Origin of the sequence: Serratia marcescens subsp. marcescens ATCC 13880, from assembly GCF_017299535.1 — a bacterium.
Classification (GTDB): domain Bacteria; phylum Pseudomonadota; class Gammaproteobacteria; order Enterobacterales; family Enterobacteriaceae; genus Serratia; species Serratia marcescens.
Map to the genome: position 1 here is coordinate 3,807,913 of NZ_CP071238.1, position 23,967 is coordinate 3,831,879.

At 56.7% G+C, this 23,967-nt stretch carries 18 protein-coding genes; 8 read left to right on the top strand and 10 right to left on the bottom strand.

What is annotated here, in order from left to right; all coding sequences use genetic code 11:
• The 3 genes from mdtN to J0F90_RS18235 all read left to right on the top strand — a co-directional run bounded on the left by mdtN (position 1) and on the right by J0F90_RS18235 (position 3,503).
• Complete coding sequence (gene mdtN, locus J0F90_RS18225) at positions 1-1,038, top strand: multidrug transporter subunit MdtN (RefSeq protein ID WP_016926685.1); 1,038 nt, start codon at positions 1-3, stop codon at positions 1,036-1,038.
• Positions 1,039-1,042: 4 nt separating this feature from the next.
• Positions 1,043-3,007, top strand: coding sequence for an FUSC family protein (locus tag J0F90_RS18230; protein ID WP_033639634.1), 1,965 nt, complete (start codon positions 1,043-1,045; stop codon positions 3,005-3,007).
• Positions 3,008-3,077: 70 nt separating this feature from the next.
• Positions 3,078-3,503, top strand: coding sequence for a GNAT family N-acetyltransferase (locus J0F90_RS18235; protein ID WP_016926687.1), 426 nt, complete (start codon positions 3,078-3,080; stop codon positions 3,501-3,503).
• Here the strand turns inward: J0F90_RS18235 and J0F90_RS18240 are convergent.
• On the bottom strand, positions 3,500-4,723 hold the full coding sequence (locus J0F90_RS18240) for an MFS transporter (RefSeq protein ID WP_033639633.1): 1,224 nt from the start codon (positions 4,721-4,723) through the stop codon (positions 3,500-3,502). The genes J0F90_RS18235 and J0F90_RS18240 overlap by 4 nt on opposite strands.
• 95 nt (positions 4,724-4,818) lie before the next feature.
• Between J0F90_RS18240 and J0F90_RS18245 the strand changes: the two genes are divergently transcribed.
• Together J0F90_RS18245 and rluF are read left to right on the top strand one after the other, a co-directional pair.
• Positions 4,819-5,262 carry a winged helix-turn-helix transcriptional regulator gene (locus J0F90_RS18245; RefSeq protein ID WP_060445269.1) on the top strand — a complete coding sequence of 148 codons (444 nt, stop codon included), beginning with the start codon at positions 4,819-4,821 and terminating at the stop codon, positions 5,260-5,262.
• Positions 5,263-5,357: 95 nt separating this feature from the next.
• Positions 5,358-6,227: a 23S rRNA pseudouridine(2604) synthase RluF gene (rluF, locus tag J0F90_RS18250; RefSeq protein ID WP_033639631.1), complete on the top strand. Its 870-nt coding sequence runs from the start codon at positions 5,358-5,360 to the stop codon at positions 6,225-6,227.
• A 138-nt stretch (positions 6,228-6,365) separates the two neighbouring features.
• Here the strand turns inward: rluF and J0F90_RS18255 are convergent, their stop codons facing one another.
• Both J0F90_RS18255 and J0F90_RS18260 read right to left on the bottom strand, forming a co-directional pair.
• The gene (locus J0F90_RS18255; RefSeq protein WP_033639630.1) at positions 6,366-9,458 is read right to left on the bottom strand and encodes an autotransporter outer membrane beta-barrel domain-containing protein; all 3,093 of its coding nucleotides are present in this window, start codon (positions 9,456-9,458) and stop codon (positions 6,366-6,368) included.
• Positions 9,459-9,653: 195 nt separating this feature from the next.
• Positions 9,654-9,968: a putative periplasmic lipoprotein gene (locus tag J0F90_RS18260; RefSeq protein WP_015378764.1), complete on the bottom strand. Its 315-nt coding sequence runs from the start codon at positions 9,966-9,968 to the stop codon at positions 9,654-9,656.
• Positions 9,969-10,143: 175 nt separating this feature from the next.
• Here J0F90_RS18260 and J0F90_RS18265 point away from each other — a divergent pair, with 175 nt between their 5' ends.
• Together J0F90_RS18265 and J0F90_RS18270 are read left to right on the top strand one after the other, a co-directional pair.
• Positions 10,144-10,776 carry a response regulator transcription factor gene (locus J0F90_RS18265; RefSeq protein ID WP_016929736.1) on the top strand — a complete coding sequence of 211 codons (633 nt, stop codon included), beginning with the start codon at positions 10,144-10,146 and terminating at the stop codon, positions 10,774-10,776.
• Positions 10,773-12,554 (top strand): hybrid sensor histidine kinase/response regulator, encoded by a 1,782-nt coding sequence (locus J0F90_RS18270; RefSeq protein ID WP_033639629.1) that lies wholly within the window; start codon positions 10,773-10,775, stop codon positions 12,552-12,554. Before J0F90_RS18265 ends, J0F90_RS18270 begins: the two co-directional genes overlap by 4 nt.
• Before the next feature lie 97 nt (positions 12,555-12,651).
• Here the strand turns inward: J0F90_RS18270 and J0F90_RS18275 are convergent, their stop codons facing one another.
• The 3 genes from J0F90_RS18275 to J0F90_RS18285 all read right to left on the bottom strand — a co-directional run bounded on the left by J0F90_RS18275 (position 12,652) and on the right by J0F90_RS18285 (position 16,390).
• Complete coding sequence (locus J0F90_RS18275; protein WP_126186674.1) at positions 12,652-12,846, bottom strand: hypothetical protein; 195 nt, start codon at positions 12,844-12,846, stop codon at positions 12,652-12,654.
• Between the two features lie 159 nt (positions 12,847-13,005).
• Positions 13,006-15,120 carry a peptidase domain-containing ABC transporter gene (locus J0F90_RS18280; RefSeq protein ID WP_033641375.1) on the bottom strand — a complete coding sequence of 705 codons (2,115 nt, stop codon included), beginning with the start codon at positions 15,118-15,120 and terminating at the stop codon, positions 13,006-13,008.
• Positions 15,113-16,390, bottom strand: a complete 1,278-nt coding sequence (locus J0F90_RS18285; RefSeq protein WP_033639628.1) for an HlyD family secretion protein — start codon at positions 16,388-16,390, stop codon at positions 15,113-15,115. Before J0F90_RS18285 ends, J0F90_RS18280 begins: the two co-directional genes overlap by 8 nt.
• 320 nt (positions 16,391-16,710) lie before the next feature.
• Between J0F90_RS18285 and J0F90_RS18290 the strand changes: the two genes are divergently transcribed.
• Complete coding sequence (locus J0F90_RS18290; protein ID WP_016929740.1) at positions 16,711-17,028, top strand: hypothetical protein; 318 nt, start codon at positions 16,711-16,713, stop codon at positions 17,026-17,028.
• Positions 17,029-17,105: 77 nt separating this feature from the next.
• Here J0F90_RS18290 and J0F90_RS18295 read toward each other — a convergent pair whose 3' ends face one another.
• The 4 genes from J0F90_RS18295 to guaB all read right to left on the bottom strand — a co-directional run bounded on the left by J0F90_RS18295 (position 17,106) and on the right by guaB (position 23,893).
• The gene (locus J0F90_RS18295) at positions 17,106-18,731 is read right to left on the bottom strand and encodes a cholesterol oxidase substrate-binding domain-containing protein (protein ID WP_028128327.1); all 1,626 of its coding nucleotides are present in this window, start codon (positions 18,729-18,731) and stop codon (positions 17,106-17,108) included.
• A 128-nt stretch (positions 18,732-18,859) separates the two neighbouring features.
• Entirely contained in the window at positions 18,860-19,663 is an 804-nt protein-coding gene (locus tag J0F90_RS18300) for a helix-turn-helix domain-containing protein (RefSeq protein WP_033641373.1), read from the bottom strand.
• Positions 19,664-20,748: 1,085 nt separating this feature from the next.
• Positions 20,749-22,326, bottom strand: coding sequence for a glutamine-hydrolyzing GMP synthase (guaA, locus tag J0F90_RS18305; RefSeq protein WP_015378768.1), 1,578 nt, complete (start codon positions 22,324-22,326; stop codon positions 20,749-20,751).
• A gap of 103 nt (positions 22,327-22,429) precedes the next feature.
• Positions 22,430-23,893 (bottom strand): IMP dehydrogenase, encoded by a 1,464-nt coding sequence (gene guaB, locus J0F90_RS18310; protein WP_004941460.1) that lies wholly within the window; start codon positions 23,891-23,893, stop codon positions 22,430-22,432.
• Positions 23,894-23,967 lie beyond the last annotated feature (74 nt).

Here is a 23,967-nt window from a genome sequence, read left to right on the forward strand (position 1 = left end):
ATGACCCAACCACAAACCTCCAACAAGCGCAGACTGCTGGTGCTTACCATCCTGGCGTTGACGCTCATCGTGGCCGCCGTCGTCGTCTGGCGGGTGGAAAACGCCCCCACTACCGACGATGCCTACGCCTATGCCGACACCATCGACGTAGTGCCGGAGGTGAACGGCCGCATCATCGAGATGCCGATCCGCGACAACCAGGAAGTGCGGCAAGGCGATCTGCTGTTCCGCATCGATCCGCGCCCTTACCAGGACGCGCTGGCGGCCAGCGAAGCGCGCCTGATCACGCTGAATGAACAGATCAAGCTGACGCAGCGTTCGGTCAACGCGCAGCAGTACAACGCCGAATCGATGAACGCCATCGTCAAACGCTCGCAGGCGCTGGTGGCGCAGGCGACCGACACCCTCAACCGCCGGCAGAAGCTGCTCGGCAAGAACTACGTTTCGGCGGAAGAAGTGGAAACCGCCCGCACCTCCCAGCGCTCGGCGCAGGCGGAACTGCAGGCCGCATTGCTGCAGGCGAAACAGGCGGAAGCCGCCGTCAGCGGCGTCGAAGCCCTGGTCGCGCAGCGTGCCGAAGTGCAGGCCGACATCGCCATCGCCAAACTGAACCTGGAGTTCACCGAGGTGAGAGCGCCGTTCGACGGCCGCATCGCCTCCCTGAAAACCACCGTAGGCCAATATGCCTCCAGCGCCAAACCGGTGTTCACGCTGATCGACACCCGCCACTGGTACGTGGTCGCCAACTTCCGCGAAACCGACCTGAAAGGCGTGCATCCCGGCGTGCCGGCCACGCTGTATTTAATGAGCGACGCCGGCCAGACCTTCAGCGGCAAGGTGGAATCGATCAGCTACGGCGTGCAGCCCGACGACGGCGGCACAGTGCTGGGCGGGCTGCCCAACGTGTCGCGCAACATCAACTGGGTGCACGTTTCGCAGCGCTTCCCGGTCAAGATCGCGGTAGAAGCCCCCAACCCGGCGCTGTTCCGCGTGGGCGCTTCGGCGGTGGCCAAGCTGAACCTGCGCCATGAAGAATAAAACGATGTCTCACGGCTGGCTGTCCCAGTTGATCGACGAGCTGCGCCCTTCGGACAGCCGCATCAACCTGGTGATCCGCGCCCTGCTCTCCAGCGCGATCGCCATCGTGATCTCGCAGACGCTGCAGGTGCCGTGGCTGGCGCTGTCGCTGATCGCTGTCTTCTTTATCACGCAGTCCAATATCGTGATCACCCGCGCAATCGGCATCCTGTTTTTCGTCAGCTCCACGCTGGCGATCGGCGCCGCTATCCTGGTGCTGAAATTCACCTACGACTACCCGATGCTGCGCATCCTGCTCTCCAGCGCGCTGTTTTTCCTCAGCGTGTTCCTGATGCGGGTGACCAAGGTTGGGGTGCTGTTCTTCCTGATGGCGCTGGTGGTGATCTACACGCAAAGCTTTGTCGATCTCACTCCGCAGGCGGAAGTGGTGATACGGCTGGTGCTGTGGGTATGGGTGGCGATCAACTACGCCATTCTGCTCACCCTGATCGTCAATACCCTGCTGCTGCCGGCTGAACCGCTGAAACAGCTAAAGGGCCGGATGAACGCGGTGTTGGACGAAACCCGCGCTATGTTGGCCAACGGCGGCGAAACGCGCGATCTGAGCGCCATCTCGCAGCACGCCACCGAGCTGCACAAGCTGCTGCGCTTTTCGGTGATGCGCAGCGATCGCTGCCGCGCCAACGAGCCCGGTTATCTGGCGCTGATCACCCTGGTGTTGCAGCTCAATATTCTGGCCTACCAGCTGCCGCCGGCTTTCGGCGCGGCCGCGCGTCAATTGGCGCAAGAGATAGACGCCGCCTGCCGCGCGCTGCAAACCGCGATCAGCCACGACAGCGCGCTGCGATTTTCCGTCGCGATCGCCGGCAGCGACGATCCGCAGGTGCCGGCGCCGCTCAATGAAATGGCCGGCCTCCTGCAGGTCTACGCCAACCGCAGCGACTACGCCGACGCCCTGCAGGCCGCGCCGCCGCCAAAAGTGCCCTTCTTTACCCCCGATGCCCTGACCAACCCGGTTTACATCCAGTTTTCGTTGAAAACGCTGCTGACCGTGCTGGTCGCCTACGTGTTTTATACCGCCGTCGATTGGTCCGGCATTCATACCATCATGCTGAGCTGCCTGATCGTGGCGCAGCCCAGCCTCGGCGCCACACAGCGGCGGGCGCGGCTGCGTCTCGGCGGCGCGGCGATCGGCAGCCTGCTGGCGCTGATCTCGGTGGTGTGGATCATACCTCACCTCGACAGCCTCGTCGGCTTGCTGCTGCTGACGCTGCCGGTGATCGCCCTCTCCGCCTGGATCGCCGCCGGCTCCGAGAAAATAAGCTATGCCGGGGTACAGATCCTGTTCACCTTTTCCCTGGCGCTGCTGGAAAGCTTCGGCCCGGTCACCGGGCTGACCGAGATCCGCGATCGCCTGATCGGCATCGTGCTGGGGGTAGGGTTCGCCACCTTCATTCACGCCACGCTGTGGCCGGAATACGAAGGGGAGTCACTGCGGCAGCAGGTTGCCAACGTGCTGCGGGAACTGTCGCGCTTCCTCGGCGGCGAGAACACAAACGCCATCGGCATCTGGCAAAAGATCGAGGGCTGCGAAGCGGTGGTGGCCCGGGTGACGCTGGAGCCCACCTGGCAGCTGGCGGACGATAACCATGAAAGCTTCACCCGGCATATCCAACTGATCTTTAACCAGACGCGCAGCCTGTTGCTGACCAGCGAAAAGCTCAACACCTATCTGGCAGGCGGCGGCGCGGCGCTGTCCGCGCAGGAACGCCAGGCGCTGATCGAGGTGCAACGTCAGGGCGGGCGCGTTCTCGCCGAGTATGCGGCGCAGCTTTCCCGCGCGCCGCAAGCGTTGCGGGCGCCCGACTTTCATCCACCGTCGGCCGCCCTGCACGCTGACACCGTGCGCCATCTTGCTCAGGAGCTGAGCGACGGAGTCAATCGCCTGCCCGCCTGGGGCGACGCCTAGCATTTTCCGTTTGTGGCCATGCACGCCCGGCGCCATGCGCTATAGTGAGCACAAACCACCGGGAGATGTCATGCAAATAAGACCTTACCAAGAGGCCGATCGCCCCTTCCTGCGCACGCTGTACCTGGCGTCGCGCAAGGCGGCGTTCGGTTGGCGCAATACCTCAAACTACCAGTTGGAAGATTTCGACCGCGCGACGCTGGGCGAAGCGATTTGGGTGGCGGAAGACGGCGGCGTGCTGCTGGGATTCGTCTCCATCTACCGCGAAGACAACTTCATTCATAACCTGTATGTCGATCCCCATCAGCCGCCGCGCGGCGTCGGCAGTGCGCTGCTGCAAGCGGCGCAAGCCACCTTCACCGCCACCGGCTCGCTGAAATGCCTGGTGAAGAATGAAAAGGCGCTGACGTTCTACCGCAAACACGGTTGGCGTATTATCTCTACCGGCAACGACGGCGAAGAAGATTATTACCTGATGCATTCGCCGGCCCGCTAGCTCTTACCCGCGGCATCCGGCATCCCGCGCAGCGTCAGCCGCCAAAACAGCAGCGCGCTCAGGCTGACGCCTGCCCCCAGCCAGCAGACGCCGCTCCACCCCGCCCAAGCGTACATATGGGTGCCGGCAAAGGCGCCCAGCCCGCTGCCGACGGCGTAAAACAGCATGTAGCAGCCCACCAGCCGGCTATGCGACCGCGGGTGCGCGCGGAAGATCATGCTCTGGTTCAGCACGTGGATCGCCTGGCCCGCCAGATCCAGCAGCACGATGCCCGCCACCAGCCAAACCAGGCCGCTGCCGAGCAAACCGAGCGGCAGCCAGGCCAGTGTCAACAGCAGCAGACACGCGCCGCTGGCCGCCTGCCCCAGCCCGCGATCCGCCAGATGCCCGGCGCGCACCGCCGCCAGCGCGCCCACCGCGCCGACCAGGCCGAACGCTCCCACCGCGGCATGGGTGAAGTTGAACGGCGCCTGGCTCAGCGGCAACACCAGCGAACTCCAAAAGAGGCTGAAAGCGCCGAACATCAGCAGCGCGAGCATGCCGCGAATTTGCAGCGTGCGGTCATGCCGCAACAGGCTCAACATCGAACGCAGCAGCGCGGGATAACTCAGCGTGCTGGGCGCGGTGCGCGGCGCAGGCAGCAGGCGCGACAGGATCGGCAGCAATACCAGCGTCACTCCGGCGGAGAAGAAGTACACCGTGCGCCAGCCGCCAACGTCCGCCAGCGCGCCGGACAAGGTGCGCGCCAGCAGCAACCCCAGCACCACCCCGCCCTGCGCCGCGCCGACCACCCGCCCGCGTTCCTGCGGCGCCGCCAGGGCGGCGGCGAATGCGATCAGCCCCTGCGTCATGGCGGTGCCCAGTAGCCCCACCAGCAACATCCCCGCCAGCAGCCAGGGCGCGCTGTGCGCCCAGCCCACCAGCAGCAGCGCGCCGATCAGCCCCAGCTGTTGCCCCGCCAGCAATCGATGCCGGTTCAACCGATCCCCCAGCGGCACCACCAACAGCAACGCCAGCGCGCAGCCCAACTGAGTCACGGTGATCACCATGCCGACCGCCGCCAGGCTGATGGAAAAATCGCGGGCGATGGCGTCCAGCAGCGGCTGCGCATAGTAAACGTTGGCCACGCTGAAGGCGCTGGCGGCGGCCAACAGCAGCACCAGGGCGGCCGGCAGACGCCCCAGCGCCGCACAGGGAGGATCCAGCAGTTTGTCGCTCATTGCACACCTCAATCTGGTTTCATAATTAAACCAAATGAACTTTAGGTGCAGAGGTTTTATAATGCAACCAGAATATGTCACTGGAGATAAACGCCGTGAAACGTAAAAGCCTGGAAGACGCGCCGTGCCCGGTGGCGCGCACGCTGGATGTGATTGGCGACTGGTGGTCGCTGCTGATCGTGCGCGACGCCTTCGACGGCGTCACCCGCTTCAGCGAATTTCAAAAAGGGCTGGGGATGGCGAAGAACATCCTCGCCACCCGCCTGCGCGCGCTGGTGACGCACGGCGTGCTGGAGATCGTGCCCGCCGCAGACGGCAGCGCCTATCAGGAATATGTGCTGACCGAGAAAGGCCGCGCACTGTTTCCGGTGATCGTCGGCCTGCGCCAGTGGGGGGAAGATCATCTGTTCGCCGAGGGAGAAGCGCACTCAACGCTGGTGGAAAGCGACAGCGGCCGCCCCGTGCCGCGCCTGACGCCGATCGGCAGCGCCGGGCAGACGCTCACCCCGCTGAATACCCGAGTGGTGAAAATACCTTAGCCGCGACAACGCTCGGCAGCGGGCATCCGGCTCCTGCATGATTCGCTTCGCAGCGCCATCCGGGTAATGTATAGTCCGCGTTTTACGGAGATCCCATGCTGACCAACTCATCCATTCGTTTGAACAAATACATTAGCGAGAGCGGCATCTGCTCACGCCGCGACGCCGATCGATACATCGAACAGGGCAACGTTTTCATCAACGGTAAACGCGCCACCGTTGGCGCCCAGGTATTTGCCGGCGATGTCGTGAAGGTTAACGGTCAGCTGATCGAACCGCGCAATGAAGAAGATCTGGTGCTGATCGCGCTGAACAAACCGGTCGGCATCGTCACCACCACCGAAGACGGCGAGCGCGACAACATCGCCGACTTCGTCAACCACAGCAAGCGCATCTTCCCGATCGGCCGCCTGGACAAGGATTCGCAGGGGCTGATCTTTCTGACCAACCACGGTGACCTGGTCAACAAGATCCTGCGGGCCGGCAACAATCACGAGAAAGAGTATCTGGTGACGGTCAACAAGCCGGTGACCGACGAGTTTATTCGCGGCATGGGCGCCGGCGTGCCGATGCTGGGCACGGTGACCAAAAAGTGCAAGGTGAAGAAAGAAGCGCCGTTCGTGTTCCGCATCACGCTGGTGCAGGGGCTGAACCGTCAGATCCGCCGCATGTGCGAACACTTCGGCTACGAGGTCACCAAGCTGGAACGCACGCGCATCATGAACGTCAGCCTGAAAGGGTTGCCGCTGGGCGAGTGGCGCGATCTGACCGATGACGAGCTGATTGAGCTGTTCAAACTGATTGAAGGCTCTTCGTCCGAGGCCAAGCCGGCGAAGAAGGCCCCGGCCAAATCCGCCGCGGCGAAAAAGCCGAGCGCCGGCGGGCCGAAAAGCGCCGACAAAGCCGCTGTGCCGGCCGGCCGCAAGCGCTTTACCCAGCCGGGGCGCAAGAAAAAAGGGCGTTAACCGCCTTCCCCCGCTCAGCCCGCCGTTGCGCGGGCTTTTTTATCGTGAAAGTCAGCCACAGGCCGCCACTGAGCCCTCACCATAAAAAAGGCCCGCATCAAGCGGGCCAGTCGGTACCAGAGAAGTCTAGAGGGAAAATCAGAACGACCAGCGCAAGTTGGCGTTGACCGAATTAACGCGGGTATCGGCGCCGAATTGCCCCTGATAGCCGACATCCAGCGTCGCGGCGCGCGACAGTTTCACGCTCACGCCGATATCGCCCACCATCACGTTGTCATCCACGGCCTGGCCCTGCGTGACGAACGCGTCGCTGCCGGCAAACGCCATGCGCGATGAGGTGTTCTTATCGCCGTAAGCATGCTGCCAGCCGAGCGAGCCGTAGAGGCTGACGTTCTTCGGCAGTTCGGTCACGCCGCGCACCCCGAGCGTGGAGTAGAAGGTATTCATCGTTTCATTGCGCACGCTCAACGCCGCCGCGCCGCCCGACTCCTGGAAGCTGTCGGTATGCAGGCGGATATAGCTCAGGTTGATGAACGGTTCGACGTTCATCTCCGGCTGGCCGAAACGGTAACCCGCTTCGGTGAACGCCAGCAGCGAGTTCGCGTCGTAATCTGACTTCAGCCGATCCGAGAAGCCGCTGAAATCGACGTTGCGCTTGCCTTCAATCTTGTGCCAGGTGTAACCCAGCGCGCCGCGCAGTGAGAACGCATCCTGCTGCCCGGCCGCATACAGACCGAGGTGGTAGTTGTCGGTATCGGCCTTGGAGCGGCGGCTGTCAACGTCGTAGTCGCCGCGGCTGTAACCGAAGTAACCGCCGATGCGCACGTTATGGTCCGCCAGTTTGCGATCAGCCCCCAACAGGAAGCCGGTGGTGTTGCCATCCAGCTTGCCCACGTTGCCGTTGCCGCTGTTTCTGCCCCAGGAACTGAAGGTCTGCCCCCAGACGCCGCTGTTTTGCGCCTGCGCCGGTTGCACCAGCGACATCGCCAACGGCGGTACCGGCAGGCTGTCGTTGTCGAACAGGCGCAGCATGCGCTGGTTCAGCACGTTGAACAGCTGGGTGCTGCCGGCGATCAGGTTAGACTGCATCGACGGATAGACTTCGCCGGACAGCTGATTGAACGCCTCGCGCGCTTCCGGCGCGCTCAGCAGCAGCAGCGAGTTGTACAGCGCCAGCGAAGGGCCGCTCTGCGTCAGCGTCGAGAGCGCGCCGGCGGTATTCCACTGGTTGCCGCTTTCGGCCACCGTTTGGAAAATGCCCGGCTTGCCGCTGCCTGGGTTCTCGCCCCCCGGGTTTTCCCCGCCCGGGTTCTCACCGCCTGGGTTTTCTCCGCCCGGATTTTCACCGCCCGGATTTTCACCGCCCGGGTTTTCTCCGCCCGGGTTTTCTCCGCCCGGGTTTTCCCCGCCCGGATTCTCGCCGCCCGGGTTTTCTCCGCCCGGATTCTCGCCGCCAGGGTTTTCACCCCCCGTGTCTTTCTGCGCGATGGTCAGATCCACGGCGTTGGCGCTGTGGTTCAACGCCACATCGAGGAAGGCAGACTTGGAGACCGCCGCCGCGAACTGGCCTTCAATGCCGCCGTCCGAGGTCAGAATGCGGTAGCTTTGGCCGGTTTTATAGCTGGTTTGCGGATCCAGCGCCGTCACCTGCACTTTGGCCTGATCGCTGATGGTGGTTTTGCCCGCCACCAGCAGTTGATCGCTGCGTCCGTCGCCGGCGATATCGACGTCATAGAAGGATTCGCCGATAAAGTTCAGGTAGCGTTTCAGCGTCAGCGTGCCGATATTGCCGTCGCCGGGCGAGATATGGCCGCCGGACTGGATCTCGGTCTGGCCCAGCGTGCCGTTGCCGCCCAGCGTGCCGCCGGCCTTGATCGAGGCGGCGCTGCTGTAACCCTGCCCGTTATTGACGTCGGAACCCGCCGTCGCGTTGAGGATCAGCGTGCCGCCGTTCTCGGCGCCGAGGGTTTGGATCTCGAAGATGTCGTCTTCTTTCTGGGTGTTAATGTCGCTGGCGATGATGAGCTTGCCGCCGCGCGCGGTGACGTTGGCCTGCAGCTCAGAGAGATCGCCGTTCAGCGTCGTATGCCCGGCGGTGTTGATCACCTCGCCTTCGCCGCTCATCTTGTTGCTGAAGACGTAATTGCCGTCGGTATGGTTAAAGTACACATAGCTGCGGAACAATCCGCCCCGCAGGGCGATCGCCGTCTGGGCATCGATAGTGCCTGCAGCGCCCGCCGCGCCGAGCGTCGGCTCGGTCAACCCGGTGCCGGTATCCATGTTGCCGCGGCTGCCGATAATCAGCGCGCCGCGGTTAGAACCGGAACCGGTCTTGCCCAGCACCACTTCGTTGCCGCCGGCGGAGAATGTCCCGCCGTCCATGACCGCCAACACGCCATTGCCGTAATCGCCGACGTTGACGCTGCTGCCGCTGGTAAACCGTGAGCCGTTGCCGGCGATCGTCAGCTCGGCGGTTTTACGCGCGCCCGAGACGCCCGCCACCTGAATATTACCGACGTTGACCGCAGCGCCGTTCAACACGTCCAGATCGCCGTAAAGCGTGAGCGCGCGGCCGACGTTCCATTGGGAATTGGCCCCCGTGACCGTGGCTTTCGGGCTCAGCGTATCGGTCTCGCCCGGCCCGCTGCCATTGCCGATGCGCGCGTCAAAGGCGGTGTTCAGCACCGCGCCGTCTTCAATCGCCAGCGTGGATCGCGCCCCTAAGTCGGTGCCGACGCTGAGAAAATTGCTGGTGACGCGAGAACCGGCGCCGGTGGCGATCAGGTGGCTGTCGTAGCCGCGGGTGGCGCCGACCACGATCTCTTTCGCGCTGGCCAGCGCGCCGTCTTCAACCCGCAAAGTGCCCCGCCCCAGATTCAGGCCGCCGCGCAGCACGAACTGATCGTTCACCGCGTTCAGCTCGGCGTTCGGCCCGCGGACCGTGACCAGGCTGTCATGAATTTGGCCGTTGAACATCCGGCCGATATTGATGTTATAGGCGCTGATCTTGCCATTCTCGATCAGCAGGTTGCCGCTTTGATTACGGCCGACGTAAACGTCCCCGGTGTAGGCCAATGATTCGGTAATTTTTGAGTCGCCGTCAAAAATGGCATCGTCTGCGCGAGCGATATCGGCAGGCGCCAGCATCAACAACGGCGCGGAAAATAGAGCGAGGTAAAGTTTGGAAAGCGGTGTTCTAACCGCTAAAGGGTGCGATGTCTTGTCATTCACGGGCTATCTCCGTACTCGTTAGCGTGATGTCGCGAAATTTATTGTTATAGGGAACTCAATACACTAGAGGAGGTGTGAGACGTTATTTCGCGCACGCCGGTTTAGTGATCGTCGAAGCAAAAGCTTATTGCCCCCCGGCGCTGACGCTCCGACGATGAAAAACCAGGAAGCGGTAATACCGCCCCCCAAAGCGAATTATTTATGCGTGACCACCGGCGTACAGGTCGGCGCGCTCAGCGACGGCGACGAACCTAAAATTCCCGGCATCATCAGCGACGAGCAATCGAAAATACGGCCTTTTTCCGTGGTGGCGCGATAAGAAAGTTTTTGGCCGCCCAGCGCATCCGGCTGTGCGCCATTGACGTTGGTCACGGTAATTTCGTCCGACGATCCCAGCCCCAGCATTTTGGCGGTTTCCGCCTGCAGTAATGGAATGGCCTGATCGGTTTTCAGGGTGGAACAACCGGCTACCATCATCGTAACGGTTAAAGCGATAAGTGGTTTCTTCATAAATTATCCTTTATAACCAATCAGTTAAAATCACCGATTGGCTTTATGTTTTCTCTTATCCAAATCCTCGAATAATATATTTCCCTTTCCTAAACGAAAAAACCCTCCTAAAGTAGGGAGGGTTGATAATAATTCATCAGACCTATCTGATATTTGAAGGCGAAAGGAGAATCCTTTGGGGCAGGATTATGCGTTGGTCGTTGATGACCATCCATTGGTAGCAAGCGGCATCGCCAATTTTCTCAGCACGCATTGCCGATTCAAACAGGCGCATGTGGTGACCAATGAAGAGAGTTGCTACCGCCATATTAGGGAAAATGGCCCACCGCGTTTACTGGTGATCGATTTTTGGCTCTCTTCCGGTACAGCGTTGAAATTACTCAAAGAAGTAAAACAACGTTATCCGCAGGTGCGGATTTTGGTGGTCAGCGGCGACGAGAATAACGATATATGGCAGAAAGTTAATAATGCCGGCGGGCATGGATTCGTGTTAAAAAACGAGCCACCGGAATTATTCGCCAGGGCGGTTTTTGCGCTGAACAATAATCAGGAATGGTTCCCTGACGGTAATGAAGCCACCGTTAAAAGCCACCATGAACACTTAAATAAATTCAATTTAACGCCGAGGCAAATCGACGTATTAACTATGATGCTGCGCGGCCTGCCAAATAAAAGAATTGCGACGCAACTGTCTATTTCCGAACCCACCGTCAAAGAACATATCAGCAATATATTGAAAAAGATCGGCGTCAACAGCCGGGTGGAAGCCATCACGCTGTTGCACGGCAAACGGGATCCGTCGTCATGAGGTTTTTCCAGCATTTACAAAATGATGGCATCTCCCCGCGCGCGCAGATCCGCCTGCTGGACAACACCTTCATGCGGCTGGTGTTCAGCTTCACCGCCGTGCCTTTCGTCGGCATCCCGTTCGCCATCTGGATTTATTTGCTGGGCGACAAGCTCGGCCCAACCATTACCTGGATCATCGTTTACCTGCTATGCGCCGTGGCGATCCGAATAGGGCATCGGCGCTACCAGCGCGAAGCCAAAGAGAATGATGAAGACGCCGTGCTGCGCCGCTGGCTGCCGCGTATTAATAAGGTGGCCTTTATTCACGGGTTGGGGATCTCATCACTCTATTTAATTACGCCGCAGACCCATAACTTTGACTTTTTCCTGCTGCTCAATATCAGCATCGCCGCGATCGTCGCCGCCAACGCAACGCACCTGACGCCCGTCATCAGCACCTTTACCCGCTTTTTCTTCGCCTCCTGGGGGCTGCTGAACCTCGGCATCATCTGGCGGCTGGAAGACGTGATGTTCATCGTGCTGATGCTGAACTTGTTGTACGGCTTCGCCATTTACCGCCACGCATTAACCTCGCATGCGTTCTTTATTCAGCAGGCGCTGCTCGAAGAGCAAAGCTCGCGCCTGGCGGAGCAGTTCCGCCAGGCTAAAGAAGAGGCGGAACAGGCGCTGTTGGACAAGAACCAGTTCCTGACCACCGCCAGCCACGATCTGCGCCAGCCGGTGCACGCCATGGGCTTTCTGATCGAGGCCATCATCCACAAAAACCGCGACGACAGCCTGACGCCGCAGCTGCTGGATCTGCAGCAGAGCGTGCGTTCGGTGCATTTGATGTTCAATTCGCTGCTCGATCTCAGCAAAATCGAATCCGGCAACGTGCGCACCGCCGCCACCCATGTGGATATCGGCGCCCTGCTCGACTCGGTGGTCACCCTGTTCCGCGAAGAGGCCAACAGCCGCGCCCTGACGCTGCGCACCTGGCGCCCCAGACAGCGTATCAGCGTGATGGGCGATCCGCTGCTGGTGCGGCAATCGCTGATCAACCTGATCCAGAACGCCCTGCGCTACACGCAACGGGGCGGCGTGCTGATCGCCATCCGCCCGCGCGGCGCCGAGTGCCTGGTGGAAGTGTGGGACACCGGCGTGGGCATCGCCGACGAAGAGAAAAGCAAAATCTTCTCCCCTTACTACCGCCCCGAGCTGGCGTGGAAAATCGACAGCGCCGGCCACGGGCTGGGGCTGGCGGTGGTGGCGCGCTGCGCCAAGCTGATGAAGGTGAAGTACGGCATGCACTCCGTCGAAGGCAAAGGATCGCGTTTCTGGATGCGCTTCACGCAATACATCGGCGAAGACAAAGCGCCGGAAACCGCGGCCGCCTACGACAACACCGCCACGCCTACCCGCTATGCGCCACTGCGCGGCGCCTGCCTGGTGGTGGACGATGATCCCTTGGTGACCTCCGCCTGGGAGAGCCTGATGAGCACCTGGGGCATCACCGTGCGCTGCGCAGCCTCCGCCGAGGAAGCCTTCGCCATCGTCGACGACGGTTTTACGCCGTTCGCCGTGCTGTGCGACCAGCGCCTGCGTTCCGGCGAGAGCGGTTTCGACATCCTGAAAGCGCTGTTCGAACGCCTGCCGGACGTGAGCGGCGCGATGGTCAGCGGCGAGTTCAATTCGCAAATATTGCAAGAGGCCGAGCAGGAAGGCTATCTGGTGCTGCGCAAGCCGCTGGAACCGGCCAGGCTGCATGCGCTGCTGACGCAGTGGGGGGCGGGTTAACTGCGTCGATGGCGCACGTTATCCGCCAGCAATAAGGCAGGCTTAATGAATAAAACATTAAGCCTGCCGCATATTACGCTGCGTTATCTAAATACGATTAATCGCATTTAGGCGGTTTTGGTTTGCAGACCGGCGGCTCAGGTTTACATACCGGCGGTTTTGGTGTGCAACCGCCCCAGGCATTATTCCACGCGTTTCCCCAGCTGTTAACAACCTTGCCGATGATAGCCAAACCCAGGCCAATCGTTGCGCCGTTCACCTGCTGAACTTCTGTTGAGTTTAATTCTCTCATTTTTCATCTCCATTCACTAAAAATAATCAATTTAAAAAGACTGCTTTTTATGAACCGTCGGTTCACGCTTTAGGTATAAGACGCTCAATAAATTAACTCAATAACGAAAATCTTAATCAAAGGTGAAATAAATATAAAATTTTATATTTCACCAAACAATTATGTCATTGCATGTACAGATTGCAATGTAATTACCCGATCTGCCGATGCAATCGTCGATGGCCGATGAGCAATGATAACGCGGGTCATTTTCAACGAGGATATGGCTTCGTTCACCCTTTTTTCATTATCCAGATCCAAATGACTGGTCGCTTCGTCCATAAACAGAATACTGGGCCTTCGATATAATGCGCGGGCGATAAGAACCCGCTGTTTTTGCCCGCCGGAAAGGCTACCCCCCAATTCGCCCACCAACGTTTCATATCCCATCGGCATTTTCATAATGTCGTCGTGAATATTGCAATGCTTGGCGCATTCAACGATAAATTCCGTATCGGGATGAGCATCAAAACTGCATATGTTCTCGGCAATTGAACCGGCAAGCAGTTTATCTTCTTGCAATACACACGCGATGCACTCCCGATAATTATTAATGCCGATATCATGAATGTTAATGCCGTTGATAAACAAGCGCCCTTCCGTCGGTTCCAACAGCCCACACATCAGCTTCATCAACGTGGTTTTGCCGACGCCTGAAGGCCCGACGATCGCCACGCTTTCTCCCGCCGCAATCTGCAGGCTGAGCCCGGGGATCACTGGGCGCGAAAGGCTGTCATATTGATAAAGCAGATCGCGCACTTCAAAAGTCACCGCCTCGTTGGGATTGCATATCTTGCGATAGGGCTTCTCTTCCTCTGTCGTAGAAAGCACGATGTCCGCCAGCCTTTCATTATGCAAATTCAGCATTCGCAGCCGAATGACCATATCGATAAGATTTGACGCGCGATCGGAGAATTGCCCCCGATAGGCATTAAAGGCGACAAACATGCCTAATGTCATTTGACTGTCGATCACTAAAGACGCGCCTAACCACAAGATAACGATTTGATCGCAGGCCGCAAGAAACGCATTCACGCCGCCAAAGAACATATCGAGCTTCGTCACCCGAATATTGGCGTTTGCCGTATCGATATTTAAATTTAGCCAGAACTGCGAACGCGTTCCCGCCAACCCCAACGACTTCAGCGTCGCGATGCTGTACAACGTCTCCATAAAATGTGAGCTGGCTTTCGCCGACTTCACCAATTGCTCCTCGGACGCTTGCCGATAATAGCGATAGGTCGAAAGGCGCAGCAGAACATATAAGACCGTAAAGCCGGAGGCTACCCATACCAGCCAGCCGCCGTACATGAACATCATGATAAATACGCCGACCGACATGATGCCATCAATGATGCTGGAAACGATACTGGTGGTAAACGTGGTGCGAATGGCGTCCAGCGAGCCAAAGCGCGATTGAATATCACCCAGCTTGCGCTTTTCAAAATAGGCAAGCGGGAGCTTCATCAAATGATCAAACAGCCCTGATTTCCACTGTATATCGATCAGCGCGCCCATCACGATGGAGATCCACGAGCGAAACATCGAAACACAGGTGCGGAACAAGATAAAAAACAGTAAACCGACGCAAATAATGACCAATAAATTATGGTCGCCGGCCTGGATGACGTGGTCCATCACCAACTGAGTCCCGACGGGCATCAGCAGGTTGACGGCCTCAATGACCAGCGACAGAGCGAAAATTTTTACCAGCGCGCTTTTAAGACCGGTGACATTGTTGAGCAGTTTTCTAAAGTGCAGGCGGTTTTTCTGCACCACAGGCGTGAATTCACTGCTTGGCCATACCTCTAAAGCTATTCCGGTAAAATGCAGGGAAAACTCCTGCAGGCCGATAACCCGGCGGCCAAATGCCGGATCGTGCAGGGTTATCCGTCCACCGCGAATGTTGACCAGGACCACAAAGTGATTCATATCCCAGTGCAATATGCAGGGCCTTTTCACCTGGTGAATCTCATCCAGGCTCAAGGATAAAGCCCGCGTTTTCAAATTGAGATTCTCGGCGATCGCGATCAGCGAGCTCAGGGTGGCGCCGCGGGCCGATATATCAAACTTCTGGCGCATCGACAGCATATCGATGTGCATGCCGTAATAGCCGCACACCATCGCTAAACTGGCCAGCCCGCATTCGGCGGCCTCCGTTTGCAAGACCTGCGGCACTTTTCTTCTGAGCGACAGGTTTAGCTTGCCAACGATATTCTCATAAACTTTATTCACGAAGTGGCCCCGACACACTGTTTTTCATGTCATAAAATGGCGCGAACATCCATTGGTAGATGGGTCTTTTCTCCAGGAAAAGCGTGGCTTGCGCCTTCATGCCGCTTGAAAGGTTCAGCTGCTTTCCCTGATAGCCGAACTGCGTGTTATCGATAGCCACCAGCACTTTGTAGTACGACTCAACCAGTTCAGCCGATTGCCGAGTTGGCGAACTGCTGTAAGTGGACATTTCCTGAATCGATGCGGGAACATAAGCGATGCTTTCGATCACGCCGGGAAACTGACCAAATTTTTCATACGGAAAGGCGTCATAACGAACGTTGATATGATCGCCTCGGCTCACGTAAGGCACGCTGCTGTTGGGCAACCATAAAACCAAATAATAGATGGCATGATTACTGGGGATTAATTGCGCCAGGCTGTCCCCCGTATTGACCATTTGCCCAGGCGTCACGCTGAGCGATTCAACGCGCCCGTCCGCCGGCGCATTGACAATCAATGAGCCGCTGGCGTCCGCTTCGGCCAGCTGCCGCAGGAGGTCATTGCGCTGAAATTGATATTGCGAGATTTGATTATCGAAATCGGACGCTCTTGTCGCGAGATCGCTATTCAGATTAGTTATCTGCAAAGACTCTTGAATGCTTTGGTTATAGAGACTGTGGAACGTGCTCTGCTGCTGATAGTAGAGGTAAACCTGGTTATTCAGCTGATCCCGATTAATGAGCCCCTTACTGCGATACTCATCGTAATTTTTCATGGTTTCGCGCATAAAGTTAACGCCGTTGCGTGAATTTTCGACCATCTGTTTGGACTGGCTGTGCGCCAGTTTATATTGGTCAATCTGCGCTTGCAGATTGACCAAGGTCGTTTTCTTGTTCGCCTCCAATTTGGCGATGATGCTATCGACCTGCGCCAGTTGATTTTCTATCGCCTGCCGCGTGCTTGCGCTGACGGTGCCGGAATCCGTCACCCTGCTGACGTCTATCTGATAAAGATGCTGCCCTTTTTTTACCTGATCGCCCACATTGACAAAGCGTTGTGCAATGAATCCCTGCTGAGTAGCAAATATGTTGACCGATCTTGGCAGCGTCGTGACCTCTCCGCCCACGCTGATACGCCGGGTATAACCGCCATAGGTCACGAAAATGATCAGCACAGAAACGAATGAAAGTGAAATGCCCGCGATGACCCAGGCCGGCAACCCTGCAATTAACAATGCTTTTCCTGCCCATTTAGAACGACTATGCGATAAGGCCTCTTCCCTAAACAAATTCTGACCTCTCCATATATAGCGACACCGTTAATTTTTATCTTATCCATGGCCCAACACGGCGCTTATTTAGATTTAGTCCTTGTTGGCAAAACCCACAAGTAATAATAATCTTAAAAAATCATAAAACTGCTTAAACGTCACAAAAAGTGCGACCCTAATATTAGCGACGGCGTTATGAGTTGCATATTTCAACGCCGACCTCTTTAATCTAAGCGTATTCTCATCAAGCCGTCATTCACAGAGGCCGCGAGAATTAAGTGGCGAAACGCTTTACGTTTCGTTCTTGAGGCATAGGGATAAAGTTGAAAGGATTTACTATGAAAGAGCTAAATACTGCAGAGATCGAAATCGTTTCTGGTGCTGGGATTATTTCCGATACGGCAAGCTTTGTATCAGGATTTGCCGGCGATGTTGTCATTGATACCGTAAAATTGGCCAATGATGCGCTTAATACCCGATTGATCTCTTCCGTAGGCCAAGGGTTCAACGCGATCGGTTTTGGCTTGGGCGCCGTTCATAATGTCGCGGACTCGCTTGGCTATGCGGCATTTAAAAGCGTTGCAGCCGTAGGCTCCCTGCTGGGCGGGGATGCAAGCCGTATCGAATATCATTACGAGAAAGAATGGGGTGCTTGAAAACAAGCGAATCCCTCTGAAAGATTAATGATGCTAACCACCTGCCCAATCAGGTGGTTATTTCAATTACGCACTCACTAACTCTTCTGTTTGAAAACCGCTTTGGTCAATGGAGAGGAGAACACGTTGTGCGGATCATACTTATTCAGCACGTTGCAGGCATGATTCCAACTGTCATTTTTCCCTGCCCCGGCATTAAAGCTGCGCGGAATGTTTTCTTCGAGTACGGTTTTATCCTGCCACGCTGCCTGTGAAGTATAACCCCAGCCTTTACTCCACTCTACGCGAACCGTCGCATAGTCGCCCGCATAGTGGCTAAAAATCCATTTTTCCATTTCACTGTAGAATTTATTGGCATCCGGCGTATCGGGCATGGTCAGAATATCCAACCAGATCGCGACATCCCATTCCGGATGGGATTCAACGGGGCGAATGGCCGAAAGATCGGGAACAATGGCATTGGCCACCGCGCTCTCTTTTGCACTGTCCAACCCGGTGACGCGAATTTCAATTGGGCCATTCATCGGAAATGAATTTTTGCGCTGGTAATCGGCCACCATTTCTTCATATTTTTTCGTGAAATCGTGCAATACATTCTGAATATTGCTCCGTTTCGTGATTATCGCGTAACCATTGGCCGTCACGCGCAGCGTTGTCGGTTTCACATACAACAGCAGATCCTTGCTCCACCCCCACAGATCCGCCGACACGGTGGCCCCTAAACCAATGCTGACCAACTCCATCTGCGCCTTGCCGAGTGTCGGAGTCAGCTCCGGGTGGCCATTATTGATTTTTTTAATGATATCGGAAATTTTAACCGGCAAATTATCCGAGAACGGATAGTTAAATGGACCATTAACCGGTTTTGACACTTTTGGGAAGCTATCTTCTTGCTTCCACACTTTCAGCCATGGTTTTTCCGTGAACGGGAACCAGATGACTTCAACGCGCCCGCACAGATCCAAGAAATGGCTGAAGGTATTTTTTGTCGTGCTCGCAGTGGAAAAAAGATCCGCCGCGGTGACATTAACATAACTTTGGCAGCGTAAACGCCTGTTGCGCGGCACCTGCAGCGTCACTTCGCTGATAAAAGCCCGGCCGACATGCACCAGGAATGCCGAGCTCTCCGCATTATCACGCGTAAACTCCTTTAATTCATACTTCGACCGCGCCTGATCCCAAACGACAGCTTTTAGCGACACCACGCTATTGCTCACGGAACCAAAGCTGGCAAACTCAGCCAGACGCTCATCTTTTGCCGGGATGCAGGTTCCATGGCCGCCGATGGCGAGCACGCCACCTAGGGTCAGATCACCAGGCGCCGGCGTCGCATAAAAGCCGAGTTTCTTTTTTTCTAATTCAGTGAGCAAAGCCTGCATTGTCACCCCCGTTTGCGCGGTGACGTATCCATGCTCTTCCACTTTATTGATTGAGATGTTTTTGAATTTCCTGGTGAGGTCGATCAGCACGACATTGCTGTTATCCTCCCCGTTTGCAATAACGAGCGGTGACCAGTTGTGCTTGATGCCAACCGGACGCACGCAATATTTATTCTCATGCGCCCAGTTAATCACGGCCAAGAGCTCATCCGTATTTTGTGGATAGCAGGTCAGAATATGATTGCCGGAGATTTCTTTTGACCAATTAACAAAGTTGACATACTCATAACCCACAGGGAACGTGTTCAAACTAGAACTAGTCATAACTGACTTCCTTTTAAAATTAAAATCGATAGAGATAAAAACGGCAACAGCCCGAGCGCTAATTAATCACCCTGATACGCACCTCCTTTTCCTTGGGATAACCCCTCTGTTTTACTGCCCGAATAGCATCAAGACTTGCCAATATAAACCAACACCTTGACATTAAGTTCTGCGTATTGAAAATTCTTTTCTTTATGCAATTCAATTAAAAAGCCGTTTCTTATTCGCATGCCAAGCAAAGGAAGATAGGCGTCATAGATGCTGTCAAAAAAAACCAGGTATTCGTTCAACCTGCCGTTAAACTCGAACAACAAATACTGCCCTCTTATCAACGTCAGATTGCGTGTCTCGTAGTACCCTTTGCTGAGCGTTACTTCCCAACCGGATGATGCCAACTTTACCGTGCGCATTGACGTATCGGTGTTTTTCCCTGTGCGGCTGCTGTATTTCTGTCGTTCCTCTCCTCCAGAGCTGGAAGCACTCATCGAATGATAGAGAAAAAACTTATATCCCTTAAGCAGGTATATGTTCTTGGGCATTTCGACAAAATGATATGCTGACGGATTTTGTATTAAAAAAGGAGGGAGGTGCTTGGAAAAGTCCCATTCCTGGCTCGTTCTAAAGTCCTTTGGGCTCTCACCGAAAAAGCGTTGAAAGGCGCGGCTAAAAGCCTGCTGCGAGCTAAAGCCGATAGCAGTAGCCACTTCCAATACTTTTAAATCAGACTGTTTGAGCATGACGGCGGACTTGCTCAGACGCCTATTTCTGATATACGTCGCTATTTTCATTCCCGTATAACGCTGAAACATTCTTTGCAAGTGCCATTTCGAATAACCAGACAAATCCGATAACTTTTCTATCGAGAGATCATGCTGTATATTCATCTCGATCAAATTAACTAGCTCGACCACGATACTATGCTGGTAACTCATAATGACATCCATGCCCTAACAAAACCCACCCCCAGACAACCTGCTCATTGGGCTTTTATCCATTAGAATGAAAAACAAAGCGCTGCCGCAATCATGCAATTAGGATTAGAATGTGAAAAACGATGAACCTTTCATAGTTGATTGACAGAGAGATACTTCTTTTGGGGTAGACGTCCTCCGCGTGACGTTATTGGTATAATTCTTATAAAGCTTTTCCCTAGTGAAGGCTTTTCCTGTCTCTTTCATCTCGACCAATATCCATCCTGAAGTTGTGCAACTAAGCAGTCAAAAGAAAGCATGTCCTGGCATCCATTGATAAATCACTTGCCTCCCTCTCGGCGGTGCATTTTAATACCCTTACATTTAGAGTAGCCTATGTAGATAGCTTAGAAAATATCAAATACCAGATAATTATACAGTTCGCACTTTATGTTACGACGATAATTAAAAGATAAGAAAAATCATATAATTAGAATTTCAACTCCAAGAAATGAATGCTGATAAAACTTAGAATTCGCCCTTGAGAAGCGTTATTAAATACAATGAAACTGCTGATTTCCCCAATAAAAACAGAAGGAAAGATTTATAAAATAAGAAATAGACTAATTCACCATATCCTTCTGATATATTTATTCGTCAGACCAAGTATTTCAGAAAAATCCCATAAAAAGGCTTGCAGAATCCTTTAATTTTCGCAGAGGATTAATTAACTACGCTATAGCCCGATGCCGATGAGTCGACGCGCCTCAATACGGCAATTCATTTTAATGCCGCGGCCCGGCGGGTACGGTGAATAAAGACCCGTTATCCGACGAAGTGCGCGTGGTTGCAGAATACCGTGCTGCGGATAGGCGCAAAACCGAGATGGAAAACGCCGCGTCTCAGGAAATGAGCCGTAAGCAAAGCGCAGGCTGCTCCGTGCGGGCTGTCTTCTCCGTTCGCCCCTCTCTCAACCCAGCCTTCCTTTCGGATCGGAGGCCGTCTACGGCTTAGGGCGCCAAACATCGGGCATAAAAAAACCCGCCGTTAAGCGGGTTTGGTTCTCATGTGTGGTTCACTGACGCCAGCCTACGCCGGACGCGGGATTACTCCCACTCAATCGTCGCCGGCGGCTTGCCGCTGATGTCGTACACCACGCGGGAGATGCCGTCCACTTCGTTGATGATGCGGTTGGAGACGCGGCCGAGGAAGTCATACGGCAGGTGCGCCCAGTGCGCGGTCATGAAGTCGATGGTTTCCACCGCACGCAGGGAGACCACCCAGTCGTATTTGCGGCCGTCGCCCATCACGCCGACCGAACGCACCGGCAGGAACACGGTGAACGCCTGGCTGACTTTGTTGTACAGGTCGGCTTTGTGCAGCTCTTCGATGAAGATGGCGTCGGCGCGGCGCAGCAGATCGCAGTACTCTTTCTTCACTTCGCCCAGCACGCGCACGCCGAGACCTGGGCCCGGGAACGGGTGACGGTACAGCATGTCGTACGGCAGGCCCAGCTCCAGGCCGATCTTGCGCACTTCGTCTTTGAACAGCTCTTTCAGCGGCTCGACCAGGCCCAGCTTCATCTCTTTCGGCAGGCCGCCCACGTTGTGGTGCGACTTGATCACGTGCGCTTTGCCGGTGGCGGAAGCGGCGGATTCGATCACGTCCGGATAGATGGTGCCCTGCGCCAGCCATTTCACCTGCTCTTGCTTGCAGGCTTCTTCGTCGAACACTTCAACGAACACGCGGCCGATGATTTTACGCTTGGCTTCCGGTTCGTCCACGCCCGCCAGTGCGGTCAGGAAGCGGTTTTCCGCCTCGACGTGCACGATGTTCAGGCCGAAGTGGTCGCCGAACATTTCCATCACCTGCTTGGCTTCGTTCAGGCGCAGCAGGCCGTTGTCGACGAACACGCAGGTCAGGCGCTTGCCGATCGCGCGGTGCAGCAGCATCGCGGTGACGGAGGAGTCAACGCCGCCGGACAGGCCGAGGATCACGTGGTCTTCACCCACCTGCTCGCGGATGCGCTCGACCGCATCTTCGATAATGGTGGCCGGCGTCCACAGGGCTTCACACTGGCAGATGTCCAGTACGAAGCGCTCCAGCATGCGCTGGCCCTGACGGGTGTGGGTCACTTCCGGGTGGAACTGCACGCCGTAGAAGCGTTTTTCTTCGTTGGCCATAATGGCGAACGGGCAGGTGTCGGTGCTGGCGACGGTCACGAAGTCGGACGGGATAGCGGTCACTTTGTCGCCGTGGCTCATCCACACGTCCAGCAGCGGTTTGCCGGCCGGGCTGATGGCGTCTTCGATGTCGCGCAGCAGCGCGCTCTCATTGACGATTTCCACCTGCGCGTAGCCGAACTCGCGTTCGTTGGAGCCCTGCACATGGCCGCCCAGCTGCATCGCCATGGTCTGCATGCCGTAGCACACGCCCAGCACCGGCACGCCGGCGTTGAACACGTAGTCAGGGGCGCGCGGGCTGCCGGCTTCGGTGGTGCTTTCCGGGCCGCCGGACAGGATGATGCCGCTTGGGTTGAATTCGCGGATCTGCGCTTCGCTAACGTCCCAGGCCCACAGTTCGCAGTAAACGCCGATTTCGCGCACGCGGCGGGCGACCAGTTGGGTGTATTGCGAACCGAAGTCCAGTATGAGGATGCGATGCTTATGGATATTTTGTGTCATGTGAGGCGAATTCCAGCAACAAGAGAAAAAGAGCGAAAATGTATGTTTTCGGGATGGGGCTTGGCGCCCCACCCCGGCCTCTCACTCAGGAGAGGTTAAGGCATCAGCCCATGCGGTAGTTCGGCGACTCTTTGGTGATGGTCACGTCGTGCACGTGGCTTTCCTGAATGCCGGCGCCGCTGATGCGCACGAACTCCGCCTTGGTGCGCAGATCGTCGATGGTGGCGCAGCCGGTCAGGCCCATGCAGGAGCGCAGGCCGCCCATCTGCTGGTGCACGATGGCTTTCAGCATGCCTTTATAGGCCACGCGGCCTTCGATACCTTCCGGCACCAGTTTGTCGGCGGCGTTATCGGTTTGGAAGTAACGGTCGGAAGAGCCTTTGGACATCGCGCCCAGCGAGCCCATGCCGCGGTAAGATTTGAACGAACGGCCCTGATACAGCTCGATTTCGCCCGGAGACTCTTCGGTGCCCGCCAGCATGGAGCCGACCATCACGCAAGAGGCGCCCGCGGCGATCGCTTTGGCGATATCGCCGGAGAAGCGGATGCCGCCGTCGGCGATAACCGGGATGCCGGTGCCTTCCAGCGCTTCCACCGCGTCAGCGATGGCGGTGATCTGCGGCACGCCCACGCCGGTCACGATACGGGTGGTGCAGATGGAGCCAGGGCCGATACCCACCTTCACCGCGCTCACGCCGGCTTCAGCCAGCGCTTTGGCGCCCGCTGCGGTCGCGACGTTGCCGCCGACGATCTGCAGATCCGGGTATTTGGCGCGGGTTTCGCGGATGCGCTGCAACACGCCTTCGGAGTGGCCGTGCGAGGAGTCGATCAGCAGGACGTCAACGCCCGCCGCCACCAGCGCGTCAACGCGCTCTTCGTTGCCGGCGCCGGCGCCGACCGCCGCGCCCACGCGCAGACGGCCGTGCTCGTCTTTACAGGCGTTCGGCTTACGTTCCGCTTTCTGGAAGTCTTTAACGGTGATCATGCCCAGCAGATGGAAGCTGTCGTCCACCACCAGCGCTTTTTCTACGCGCTTTTCGTGCATCTTCTGCAGCACCACGTCGCGCGCTTCACCTTCTTTCACGGTGACCAGGCGATCTTTCGGCGTCATCACCGCGGTGACCGGCTGGGTCAGATCGGTCACGAAGCGCACGTCGCGGCCGGTGATGATGCCGACCAGCTCGTTGTCTTCGGTAACGACCGGGTAACCGGCGAAGCCGTTGCGCGCGGTCAGCTCTTTCACTTCCTGCAGCGTGGTGGCCGGAGTAACGGTCTGCGGGTCGGTGACTACGCCGCTTTCATGTTTCTTCACGCGGCTGACTTCTTCAGCCTGGCGCTCGATGGACATGTTTTTGTGGATGAAGCCCAGGCCGCCTTCCTGCGCCAGCGCGATGGCCAGGCCGGATTCGGTAACGGTATCCATGGCTGCGGACAGCATAGGGATGTTCAGGCGGATGGTTTTGGTCAGTTGAGTGCCTAGCTCTGCGGTGTTAGGCAGAACCGTGGAGTGGGCTGGAACCAGGAGGACGTCGTCAAACGTCAGAGCTTCTTTAGCGATACGTAGCATGGGCAATATCTCACCAGGGTGGGCTGTGAAAAAGATAAAATATTGCCGCGGCATTATACAGAGCGGAATCGGTT